Source organism: Ketogulonicigenium robustum (genome assembly GCF_002117445.1).
GTDB lineage: Bacteria > Pseudomonadota > Alphaproteobacteria > Rhodobacterales > Rhodobacteraceae > Ketogulonicigenium > Ketogulonicigenium robustum.
The window spans coordinates 81,168-92,868 of the sequence record NZ_CP019937.1; the positions used below are offsets into that span (position 1 = coordinate 81,168).

At 63.5% G+C, this 11,701-nt stretch carries 10 protein-coding genes; 6 read left to right on the forward strand and 4 right to left on the reverse strand.

Annotation, left to right across the window (positions count from 1 at the left end):
* Nucleotides 1-109 precede the first annotated feature (109 nt).
* The 6 genes from BVG79_RS00395 (at nt 110) to BVG79_RS00420 (ending at nt 7,007) form a co-directional block, all read left to right on the forward strand.
* Nucleotides 110-916 carry a creatininase family protein gene (locus BVG79_RS00395; protein WP_085785158.1) on the forward strand — a complete coding sequence of 269 codons (807 nt, stop codon included), beginning with the start codon at nt 110-112 and terminating at the stop codon, nt 914-916.
* Complete coding sequence (locus BVG79_RS00400) at nt 913-1,935, forward strand: ABC transporter ATP-binding protein (RefSeq protein WP_085785159.1); 1,023 nt, start codon at nt 913-915, stop codon at nt 1,933-1,935. Before BVG79_RS00395 ends, BVG79_RS00400 begins: the two co-directional genes overlap by 4 nt.
* A gap of 29 nt (nt 1,936-1,964) precedes the next feature.
* A complete protein-coding gene (locus BVG79_RS00405; protein WP_085785160.1) occupies nt 1,965-3,011 on the forward strand; it encodes an ABC transporter substrate-binding protein in 1,047 nt (348 codons plus the stop codon).
* Complete coding sequence (locus BVG79_RS00410) at nt 2,975-4,720, forward strand: ABC transporter permease subunit (protein ID WP_236951378.1); 1,746 nt, start codon at nt 2,975-2,977, stop codon at nt 4,718-4,720. Before BVG79_RS00405 ends, BVG79_RS00410 begins: the two co-directional genes overlap by 37 nt.
* Nucleotides 4,721-4,916: 196 nt before the next feature.
* Entirely contained in the window at nt 4,917-5,825 is a 909-nt protein-coding gene (locus tag BVG79_RS00415) for a sulfurtransferase (protein ID WP_085785162.1), read from the forward strand.
* A 6-nt stretch (nt 5,826-5,831) separates the two neighbouring features.
* A complete protein-coding gene (locus BVG79_RS00420) occupies nt 5,832-7,007 on the forward strand; it encodes a YeeE/YedE family protein (protein WP_085785163.1) in 1,176 nt (391 codons plus the stop codon).
* Here BVG79_RS00420 and BVG79_RS00425 read toward each other — a convergent pair.
* From BVG79_RS00425 to BVG79_RS00440, 4 genes are read right to left on the reverse strand one after another with little or no spacing between them, the layout of a single operon-like run.
* Entirely contained in the window at nt 7,004-7,558 is a 555-nt protein-coding gene (locus tag BVG79_RS00425; protein ID WP_085785164.1) for an NTP transferase domain-containing protein, read from the reverse strand. The two genes, BVG79_RS00420 and BVG79_RS00425, sit on opposite strands and share 4 nt — an antisense overlap.
* Nucleotides 7,539-8,555: an XdhC family protein gene (locus BVG79_RS00430; RefSeq protein WP_085785165.1), complete on the reverse strand. Its 1,017-nt coding sequence runs from the start codon at nt 8,553-8,555 to the stop codon at nt 7,539-7,541. The genes BVG79_RS00425 and BVG79_RS00430 overlap by 20 nt, the downstream gene beginning before the upstream one ends.
* Nucleotides 8,556-8,557: 2 nt before the next feature.
* The gene (locus tag BVG79_RS00435; protein ID WP_085785166.1) at nt 8,558-10,900 is read right to left on the reverse strand and encodes a xanthine dehydrogenase family protein molybdopterin-binding subunit; all 2,343 of its coding nucleotides are present in this window, start codon (nt 10,898-10,900) and stop codon (nt 8,558-8,560) included.
* Entirely contained in the window at nt 10,893-11,369 is a 477-nt protein-coding gene (locus tag BVG79_RS00440) for a (2Fe-2S)-binding protein (RefSeq protein ID WP_085785167.1), read from the reverse strand. The genes BVG79_RS00435 and BVG79_RS00440 overlap by 8 nt, the downstream gene beginning before the upstream one ends.
* Between the last annotated feature and the right edge of the window lie 332 nt (nt 11,370-11,701).

Here is an 11,701-nt window from a genome sequence, read left to right on the forward strand (position 1 = left end):
CCCCTTCGTAAGGCTGGGTGGAGCGCACAAGGCGCAAATCAAGTTGTTTTATGTTGATTTGCGTTGGTCTTGATGTGCGAGTTTGATGTGAATGAACAGGAAAAGCGCAATGGCTGATCTGTGGTGGACCCTTTCGACAGCCGCATTCGCCGGCCGCGATATGACGCAGGCCGTGGCCGTGCTGCCAATCGCGACGGTCGAACAACACGGCCCGCATCTGCCCGTCGGTGTCGATGCGATGATTAATGCGGGCATCGTGGCGCGCGCCTTGGACCAGATCGACCCCGCCTTGCCGGTCTATGTTCTGCCCATGATCCCCGTCGGGAAATCGACCGAACATTTGTCCTACCCCGGCACGCTGACCCTGTCGTGGGACCTTGTGGCGAAAATCTGGTTCGAGATGGGCGAATGTGTGCGGCGCACGGGGTGTCGGCGGATCATCTTGTTCAATTCGCACGGCGGGCAGGTGCAGCTGAGTGAGATCGTCGTCCGTGATCTGCGGGCCAAGCTGGGGATGCTGGCGGTTGCAGCAACATGGTTCCGCATCACGTCCATGGAGGGGCTGTTCACCCCCGAGGAAGAACTGCACGGCTACCACGGCGGCGAAATTGAAACCAGCGCCATGCTGGCCCTGCACCCCGAATTGGTCGATATGTCCCGCGCCGCCGATTTCCGCCAACTGTCGCAGCAAATGGCGGGCGAGGCCGAAATTTTGCGCCCGGGCCTGTTTGGCTGGATGGCGGAAGATCTGCACCCTTCGGGCGTCAGCGGCAACGCCGCCGCGGCCGATGCACAGCGGGGCGAAATCCTGATCGACCGCGCCGCAGCGCGTTTGGTGCAACTGATCCGCGAGACAGCGGACTTCCCCATAGACCGGCTGTCACAGGCCGCAGATTATCAGGTTAGCCCGACATGAGCCGAGACTTCCTTCGCCTGCAGCACCTTAACGCCCATTACGGCAATGCGCTGGCCGCGCAGGATATTTCGCTGAACATCGACAAGGGCGAGCTGGTCTCGCTGCTTGGTCCATCGGGTTGTGGCAAGACCACCACGCTGCGCATGATTGCGGGGTTCGTGCAGCCGACCTCGGGCGAGGTGGTGATCGACGGCAAGGACGTGACGGGGCTGGCCCCGCATCGGCGCAACATCGGCGTCGTGTTCCAATCCTACGCGTTGTTTCCGCATCTGACCGTGCTGGGCAATGTCGCCTTTGGTCTGTCGATGCGCGCCGTCCCCAAGGCCGAGCGGTTGGAACGTGCCCGCGCCGCCGCCGAACTGGTGGGGTTGGGTAAGTTCGTTGACCGCTATCCGGGCCAGCTATCGGGCGGGCAGCAACAGCGTGTTGCCTTGGCCCGCGCGCTGGTGATCGAGCCTTCGGTGCTGTTGTTGGACGAGCCGCTTTCGAATTTGGACGCGCATCTGCGCGGCGAGATGCGGTCGGAAATCCGCGCCCTGCAGCAGCGTCTGTCGATCACCACCGTTTTCGTGACGCACGATCAGGCTGAAGCCTTGGCCATGTCCGACCGCGTCGTGGTGATGAGTGCGGGCAAGATTGTCGAAGTCGGCGACCCGCGCACCTTGTGCGATCACCCGACGCATGAATTCACGGCATCCTTTTTGGGCGAACGCGCCGTCATCACGGGCGAGACTCATGAAGGCGTTTTCACCGCGCCGGGTTTTCGCTGGGACGGCGCGCCTGCTGGGGCCACCCGCGCCGTGCTGCGCGCCGCCCGCCTGCGCTTTTCGCCCGACGCCGGCCCCGAGGTTTTCGCGGGGACGGTCGTGTCCTCGGCCTATTTGGGTGATGCGGTCGAGACCGATGTGACCACCCCGTCTGGCCGCGTGCGGCTGCTGACACCTTCCGACCAGCCGGTGCCGCCCGTCGGCAGCGCCTGCCGCGTGCACGCCCTGCCGGGCAGCATTACGTTCATCTGAAAAACAAAAAAACCAACAGGGATATGGCTATGACACTGATGAAAAGACGGACTTTCGGAAAGCTGGTTCTGGGTACGGGTGTCGCAGCCCCGTTCAGCTTTGTACGCAGCGCAATCGCCCAGCCCAAACCGGGGGACGAGCTGATCGTCGGTATTTGGGGCGGCGCGCAAGAGCGCATCGTGCGCGAATTCGTCGAACCCGCGCTGGTCGAGAAATACGGTTGCAAGGTCAGCTACGTGCTGGGCGGCACGGGCGAGCGTCGCGCGCGCGCCTATGCCGAACGCGGCCGCCCCAGCTTTGATGTCATCTATCTGAACATCTACGAATCGCGCCAGGCGGTGACCGATGGCGTGACACAAGCACCGACGGACGCGGTTGAAAACGCGCAATACCTGTACCCACTGGCAAAAATGGGCGGCTACGGCGTCGCCTTCAACCCCGCGACGATCATCTACAAAACCGACAAAGCCTCGGCCCCGATCACGTCGTGGAAGGATCTGTTCAACGATGAATGGAAGGGCCGCTTCGCCGTGCCGCAAGTGCCGGGGATGGAAGGCATGGCAGCGTTGCTGATGCTGGCCAAAACCTATGGCGGCGATGAATTCAACATCGATGTCGGCTTCGACAAGCTGAAGGAACTGAAGCCTTTCGCTGCGGTGCAAACCTCGGCCGAAAACGCGTGGCAGATGTTCGAACAGGATATCGCCGACATCACGGTCGAATTCGGGTCGCTGGCCAATATCGCCAAGGATAGCACGCTGCCGGGCATCACCATCGCAGACCCGACCGAGGGGATCTGCGCGGCGATGAACGTGGCGTGCATCACTACCGGCACCCAAAATCAGGTTCTGGCCGAGGAATGGATCAACCTGCACCTGTCCGAGCCCTGCATGCAGGCCTACATGCGCCAGACCTATTACTCGCCCACCGTGAACAACGTCGTCATCCCCGATGACCTGAAGGATAAAATCCTCACCCCCGAACAAATGGAGCGGTTGGTCAGCTTCGACTGGGAACATATCGCGTCGAAGCAGTCCGAATGGTCCAGCCGCTTCACGCGGGAAATCGCAGGGTGATTTCGCAGCGCAATATCGGCCGGGGGTTGGCAACCCCGGTCACTTTGGTTTTGATCGCGGCCTTTGCGGTGCCGATGGCGGTTGTGATGCTGCTGTCGCTGCACGGCTATTCGGACCCGTTCGGGCCGCTGTTCCGCACCCCCAGCGCGGCGCAATATGCGACGGTTCTGGGGGATTTCTTCTACCTCAAGGTCGTGCTGGAAACGCTGCTGCTTGCGGGCGGGGTCACGGTTGTTTCGGTGCTGCTGGGCTATCCGCTGGCGTTGTGGCTGGTTTCGGTGCCTGCGCGGTGGCGGGCGTTGGCTTTCGTCGTCATCCTGATCCCGCTGCTGACCAACGTTGTGGTGCGGTCACTGGGCATTGTGCTGCTGCTGGCCCCCGACGGTATTTTAAACGGTGTTCTGGGCTGGTTCGGCATCGGCCCGTTCCGGGGGATGCTGTATAACTACGGCGCGGTCTGTGTGGCCTTGGCGCAGGTTTTTATGCCCTATGTCGTCTTGGCGCTGTATGATGTGCTGCAGGGCACGTCGCCGCGCGTGCACGAAGCGGCCGAGAGCTTGGGCGCATCGCCCAGCATGGTCTTTTGGACGGTGCGTTTCCCGATGGCGCTGCCGGGGCTGCGCGCGGGGATCGTCGTGGTCTTCCTGATGGCCTCGACCGCTTATGTATCGGCGACGATTCTGGGCGGCGGGCGTGTGCTGACCAGCGGCATGCTGGTCTACCGCGAGGCGATCGTGAACCTGAACTACCCCGTCGCGGCAGCGCTGACGTTGGTGATGACTCTGGCCAGCCTTGGCTTTTCGGGCGTGGTTCTGCTGGTCTTTCGCCGCCTGACGCCTTGGGTGAATAATGCCGGCGGCCAAGGCCGCGCGGCGGCAACGTTGCCTGCGCTGCCCATCGCACTGGTGCGCACGATGGATGTCGTCGGGCCGATCTTGTCCAAAGTGCTGTTGGCGGCGGCAATCTTGCTGCTGCTGTTGCCGCTGTATCTGGTGGTGATGCAAAGCTTCAACGATGTGCCGCAAGCTTCGTCGGCCAAGTTCATGGGCTTTACGCTGAAATGGTACCAGCTGGTGCTGGAAAACGGCAATTACACGGCCGCCTTCCTGAACTCGGTCCGCTTGGCCATTGGGTCGACGCTGGTGGCGCTGGCAGTTTCGATCCCTGCCGCTTTTGCGCTGGTGCGGTTCCGCTTTCCGGGGATCTCGGGGCTGGCGGTGTTCTGGGCGTTGCCGCTGTCGCTGCCGGGGGTGGCCATCGGGGTGGGGATGCTGCAACTTCTTAGCATCTTCTTCCGCTTGCCGCCGTTTTTGGGGCTGTTGGCCGTGCATGTGGTGATCGTGATTCCGTTCTGCATCAGCCTGCTGGTAGCATCGGTCATGCAACTGGACCGCAGCCAAGAGGAAGCGGCCGCAAGCCTTGGCGCGAATGCGGTGCAGCGCTTCTTCCGCATCATCCTGCCCGGCTTGGCCCCCGGAATCGCGGCGGCGTCGATCATGGCGTTCCTGACCAGCTTTGGCGAGGTGACCGTCACCAGCTTCTTGACGACTGCGCGGATGACGACCTTGCCGGTGCGGATCTATGCCGACTCGACCTTCATGCTCGAGCCGACGATCCATGCAGTTTCGGCAATGACCATGCTGCTGACGCTGATCGCGCTGTTCGTTCTGAACAAGTTCCTGCGGCTCGACCGGCTGTATGCGCGCTAATGCCATCTCCTCCGGCGCGATGGGTGTCAGAGGGGGTGATTCGCTGCGTCGAAGGCCTTTTCCCTACAAGCTGACCCAGCGGCAGTAGTGCCGTTGCTGTCTGGCCGCGAAATCAGGTGAACCTGTTTTCTTGCGAAAATACGGTGCTACGTCATCCTTCTGCGCAATCACATATGTATGCAGCAGGGGACGACAGATGTATTTCAAGCCGATCAGCATGGCCTTCGCCGCCATTTTCTTTGCCACCGCCAGCACCGCAGCCGAGCCTTTGGTCACCACCGCGTGGCTCGAGGAAAACCTCGGTAACCCTGACATCGCCCTGATCGAGGTCAGCGTGAACCCCGGCGTTTACGAGCGCGGCCATATTCCGGGCGCGGTGAATTTTGTCTGGCACACGGATCTCGTCGATCCCGTCCAGCGCGACATCGCCAGCCAGTCCGACCTGCAGGCCCGCCTACAAGCCGCGGGCGTGAATGATGACACCACGATCATCCTTTACGGCGATACGAACAACTGGTTCGCGGCATGGGGCGCATGGGTGTTCGATGTCTACGGGCTACAGGATGTGCGACTGCTGGACGGCGGCCGCGTCGCGTGGGAGGCCGAGGGGCGCCCGCTGGACAGCGTCGTGCCCGACCCCGCGCAGGGCAATGTCACGCTGGCCGCCGCGAATGCCGACTTGCGGGCCTTCCTGCCCGAGGTTGTGGCGGCCTCAAATGACGCAACGCATGCGATCGTCGATATCCGCTCGGCCAATGAATACAGCGGTACCGTGATCGCACCCGAGGGCTTTCAGGAAACTGCAATCCGTGCGGGCCACGTGACGGGGGCCGTCAACGTGCCGTGGGGTAGCGCCGTTGCCGACGACGGCCGATTTAAGTCGGCAGACGAGCTGCGCGAGATCTATGCTGCGGCGGGGGTCGACGGGTCGCAGCCGATCATCACTTATTGCCGCATTGGCGAGCGGTCGAGCCACACGTGGTTCGCCCTCAGCAAGATCTTGGGGTATGATGTGCAGAATTACGACGGGTCTTGGACAGAATACGGCAACGCTGTGGCCGTGCCTGTGACGAACCCGGCGGGCACGATCTGGACGGGTCTGTAATCGCAGATGTCGCTGGCTGTTGATGTCAGGCCCGCCCGTCGCAACTTTTGGGTTGCGGCGGGTTTGGCCGTGGTGATCGTCGCATTGCTATGGGCGATTCCTGCGCGCGATGCGCTGAACCGGCCTTTGCCCTTGTCGATGCTGTTGGGCGTCGCGCTGGGCGTGGTGTTTCAGCGCGCGCGGTTTTGCTTTTGGTGCAACTTCAACGACTACCTGAGCGAGGGTGACGCGCGGGGCCTGCTGTCCATTCTGACGGCGCTGGCCACCGGAACTGTGGCCTATGCGGCGGTGCTGCACGGCTGGGTGCCTGACCCGTTCGCAGGGCGCTTGCCGCCCGATGCGTTCATCGGGCCGGTTGGTGTGCCGTTGGCGCTGGGCGCGTTCTGCTTTGGTGTCGGCATGGCGATAAGCGGGTCGTGCATTAGTGCGCACCTGTATCGCTTGGGCGAGGGAAGCGTCGGGTCGGTGCTGGTTTTATTGGGTGTGGGTGCAGGGTTCATTTTAGGGTTTTTGCTGTGGAACCCGCTGTATATGGCGGTCGGCGCGGGGCAGGTGGTATGGCTGCCTGCACTGCTCGGGCACGGCGGAGCCTTGGCTGTCGCGCTGGCGGGCTTTGCAGTGTTGGCCTTTGTGGTGCTGCGCTTTGCCCGCCCTCAGCCGTCCGTTGCACCTGTAACGCCGGTTCAGGCCATATTCTCCGTGCGCTGGCCGCCGGTTTTGGCGGGCGTGCTTGTGGGGCTGATCGGTATTCTGGCTTACCTGCGCGTCGCGCCGTTGGGCGTAACGGCCGAGATCGGGTCGCTTGCGCGCACCTTTGCAACCGACAGCGGATGGGTGCCGCAGCGGTTGCTGGCGCTGGACACGCTGCGGGGGTGCATTGCGGTGGTCAAGGAAACGCTGGCCTCGCGCAACGGGGTCTTTGTGGTCGGGCTGGTGTTGGGGGCCGCTGTGGCCGCGCAGCTGGCAGGGCAATTCCGCCCCGTCTGGCCGCGTGTCGCCAGTTTGCCGCGCTTTCTGGCAGGTGGTGTTTTGCTGGGTTTTGGCGCGATGATCGCGCTGGGCTGCACGGTGGGGGTGCTGCTGTCGGGCACGATGGCGGGGGCACTATCAGGCTGGGTCTTTCTGCTGTTCTGCCTGCTGGGCGCATGGGCGGGTCGCGCTTTGCGGCCTTGGCTGCCTTAGGGGGGTGTGTCGACATCGCGCGCGGCGGTATCGTTCAGCGGCAGCAGTTGGCTGGGCGCGAGGCTTTGCAAAAACGCCCGTGCCCCACGGTCGCCCTTGGCCCCCGCGCGGGCGGCGGCGAAATCGGCCGCGTCCAGCACCATCGGCGGCATCCGCGCGCCGTCATGCACACATGCGGCGCTGCCCCCCATCGCAAGCAGGGATTGCAGCACGGGCGTGTCGATGCCGGGCATATCGCCCAAACATACCAACAGCCGCGCCGCGCCGATTGCGACGGCATGGTCGACCGCCGCCGCGAACGATGACGCCATCGGGAGCCCTGTCGGCAAGGTGATCGTTTGGAACGACGGCGGCACAAGGGCTGCGACCGCAGGGTCCGACACCACGGCGGCGCGGTGGTCTAGCGTCGCGCCGTGCAAGGCCGCCAGTGGCCAGCCCAACATGGGGCGTCCCTGCCACGGATAGGTCAGTTTGTTATCGGGCCCGAACCGGCGCGACAGGCCCGCCGCCAGCACAACACCCAGCGTGATGTCAGACGGTTGCGGCATCATACTGCATCACCTCGGCCATGACCGAGATGGCAAGCGCCTGCGGGTCGCGGGTCGAATGGATCAACCCGATCGGGCCGTGGATGCGCGCCAGTTGAGTATCGGCCACACCGTCCAGCGAAAGTCGCGCAAGGCGGTTGCGCTGCGTGTTCCGGCTGCCCTGCGCCCCGATGTAGAACGCGGGGGTTTGCAGCAGCGCTTGCAGGATTTCAGGCTCGTAATCGTGGTCGTGATAGAACAGCAGCGCGGCGGTGTGTGCATCAATGCCCAGCCGCGCGATGTCAGCCATCCGGCCCAAGGGCTGTGCATTAAGGCCCGTGGCTGCCGCGATGTCCAGCGTGTTATCGGCATGCGACAGCAGGGTTTGACCATAGCCCATGCTGTTGACAAGGCTGGCGAAAACAAGTGCCTCGGGTCCTGCCCCGAAAATGACGAAACGCAGGGGGGGCAAAAAGCCGGTCAAAAACCCGTTCGGGCCAAAGCCGGTTTGTGCATGATCTGTCAGCGACAGCCGGCCATCGGGCGACAGCAGCAGCGCTGTCGGCTGACGGGCCGCGCGGGCCTGTGACAACGACTGCAGTACAGGCATATCGTGCAGAGTGAATAGCGTGATTTCGGCGGCACCCCCGCACGGCAAGCGCAAGTCGAAAAATGGCGAGCCTTCCCCATACCGCAGCAGCGTGGGGGCGTTCGCAAGGCGTTGATCTGCGGCGCGCAGCACCAGATCAGCCTCGATACAGCCGGATGTAATGGCACCGGCAAAGCGCCCGTCGGGGGCGATCGCCATGGCGGTGCCGATATTGCGGTAGGCAGCCCCTTCGGTCTTGGTCAGCAGGGCGATGACCGTGCCTTCGCCAAATTGCAGGGCGGCTTCCCACGGGTCGGCCATGGCGGGGTGAGCCGCCATGGCTGGTGTTGCGGGCATGGCCGTGCCGGTGGCGTGGGATTCCGTCGGAACCCCCGGCCATTCGCAGCTGAAACCGGCCATGCCGTTTGCCATGATCAGGCCTCCAGCGCGGCAAGCACGTCATCTGCCGTCATCGGCAGGTGGCGCATGCGGATGCCGGTGCCGTTGAACAGGGCGTTGGCGATTGCGGGGGCAATCACGGTCACGCCCGGCTCGCCCAGGCCCACGGGGGCCTCGGTGCTTTCGACCAGTTCGATGTTGATTTCCGGCGGGGTGTCCATCAGGCGCAGCGGTGTGTAAGTGGCCAGGTTGCGGTCACGCACGGACCCGTTTTCGAAGGCGGTGCCTTCGAACAGCGCCATCGACACGCCCCACAGGGCGCCGCCTTGCAGCTGGGCATGGGCGCCATCAGGGTCGACCACGACGCCGCAGTCAACGACCATCCAGATCTTTTCGACCTTGATTTCGCCCCATTCTTTGTCGACCGCGATCTGCACGACAGCGGCAACCCAAGTCGGCATGCTGCGCGACTGGCCGAACGTGGTGGCGATCCCCATCGAGGACCCTTCGGGCAGCACGGCATTGCCGTAACCCGAAATCTCGGCCACGCGCTTGAGCACGGCGGCTTGGCGCGCCGCGCCGCCCTTGTCCAGCGGCGTGCTGCCTGCGTTGCGGCCCTCGGCTGTCAGATGGTCAAGGCGGAACTGCAGCGGGTCAACGCCTGCGTGGTGGGCGGCTTCGTCCATGAAGCTCTCCACGCCGAAGTTCGTCCAGCCCGGCGCAACCGACCGCAACCAACCCGGACGGAAGGTCTGCACTGCCAGATCGTTCGAAATCGCGCGCAGACGCTGGCCGCCGGTTTCGTACCAATGGTCGGCCCCGTCGACCGCGAAGGGGTCGTAAGGCTCGTCATTCGTGCCCTTGGCCAAGCCGAGCGGCATGTTCGCTTTGGTCGGCCAGCCCGATGCGCAGGCCGTGTCCATCGCCAGCACCTTTTTGTCGGCGTCAAACGCCATGCGGAACTGCGATGTCGACGGCGAACGCGGGCCGTCGAATGCCACGTCATCCTCGCGCGAGAAGATCAGCTTGACCGGACGGCCGTCCAGCATTTGCGATGCCAGCGCGGCGGGCACGGCATAGTCGCCCGACAGACGACGACCAAAGCCGCCGCCCAGCATATAGCTGCGCATGATGACCTCGCCGTCGCCCACACCCAAAGCGGTCTGGAGCCACGGGATCGTCAGCGATTGCGCCTGGTTGCCGGTGTGGACTTCCCAGATGCCGTCGTCGTTGCGGAAGGCCAGCGCGTTCAGAGGCTCCATTTGGAAGTGCAGAACGGTGGCGGTGGTGTAGGTCTGTTCCAGCACGCTGTCGGCGCTGGCGAAGATCGGGTCGACATCATTGTCGCCCACGTCCAGCGTGCTGCCGGATTTGGGGTCGGCGATCAGGCGGGCGTTTTCGGCTTGGAAGTCATCCTCGCCCAGATCGGCACCAAAGCCGGGGGTCCAGGTGACTTTGATGACCTTGGCAGCCTTTTTAGCGGCCCACAGCGAATCTGCGATGACCACGGCAAAGCCCGGTGCGATCCCCGAGGGGTCTTCCAGCTTCAGCGTTTGTTGATAGCCGCGGATCGATTTGGCTTCGCTGTCGTCGATCTCGGTGATGACCGAACCATAGCGGGTCGGCGGAATCAGCGGGGCGCCGTAAACCATACCGTCGATCTTGGCGTCGATGCCGTAGATGGCCTTGCCGTTGACCTTGGTGGCAATGTCCAGCGCCTCGACGTCCTTGCCGACCAGCGTCAGCTCGGACAGGTCTTTCAGGGGCAGGGCGGCCAGCTCGTCCTCGGTAAAGGTGCGGTCGATGCCGTCGGCGACCAGTTCACCAAACGTGGCGGTGTGATCACCCGAGGTGACGGTGCCGTTGGCGACGGTGACGGTCGCAACATCGACATTCCACAGCGCGGCGGCCTTTTCAGCCAAGGCGACACGGCCAGCAGCGCCGGCCTGACGATAGATCGGCCAGCTTTGCGACACGGACCAGCTACCGCCGGTCATCATGAAGCCCCACTTGGGGTCGGTATCGACGTGCTCGATGCTGACGTCTTCCCAGTTCGCGCCCAGCTCGTCCGCCAGAATACGCGCGATCGCGGTGCCGACGTGCTGGCCCATTTCGGCCTGCTTGATGTGGACGTTGACCTTGTTCGACGCGTCGATCCAGTACCAGATGGTCGGGTCAAAGCGCGAACCAGTGGGGGCAACCGGCACACCATCTGCAGTCGCCGGATCCATCGCGGCGAGGCCCGAGCGCGGGAACCCGAAGGCTGCACCAGCCAGACCGGCCGAGATCAGAAAGCCACGGCGGGTCAGGTCAAGGCTGTTGGCCTTGCCGATGCCAAGGCGACGCAGGCCGCCAGCTTGGGTTTTGATGTCAGCCATTTTGAACAGCCCCCTCGTTGATGGCCGTCACGGCTTCGCGGACGGCTTGGCGGATGCGGACATAGGTCATGCAGCGGCACAGGTTGCCGGTCATGGCCTGATCGATTTCTTGATCGGTCGGGTTCGGGTTGCCGGCCAGCAGCGATGCAGCCTGCATGATCTGACCCGACTGGCAATAGCCACACTGCGGCACGCGCAAGCTGCGCCAAGCCTCTTGCACGGGGTGGCTGTCATCTTCGGACAGACCTTCGATCGTGGTGATCTTGACACCAGCGGCCTGTGCGACAGTCGTCACGCACGACCGGCGAGCAACACCGTCGATATGCACGGTGCACGCGCCGCACATGCCGATGCCGCAGCCGAATTTGGTGCCGGTCATGCCCAGCTCTTCACGGATCACCCACAGCAGCGGGGTGTCGTCGTCAACGTCAACGCTGACGTTCTGACCGTTGATCGATAGCTCGAACATGGTACCTTCCTTTTCTCAGTGGGTTACCGTTTGGTTATGCGCATGTCCGGCCCAATTGGTCCGGGCACTGAGGGCTGGCCCAGCGGGGCACAGGCGATCGGCGCGAAAGGTTTTGCATGGGGTGCCGGCCCAAAGGGAATTCTTCGGCGCATGAAGCGCAGATTTTTGACAGCGATATGTCCGAACGGCTATTTCGTGTATTGCGTCAGGGGCGGCCCACATGTTAGAAAGTCCACAGTCCGAAACCGTGGGCGTCCCGTTTGTGTGGGGCGTCTGGTTAGCGGATAGGGCATGTGATTCGGCTGCTGGCATTGCGCCAATACCCCTAGCTT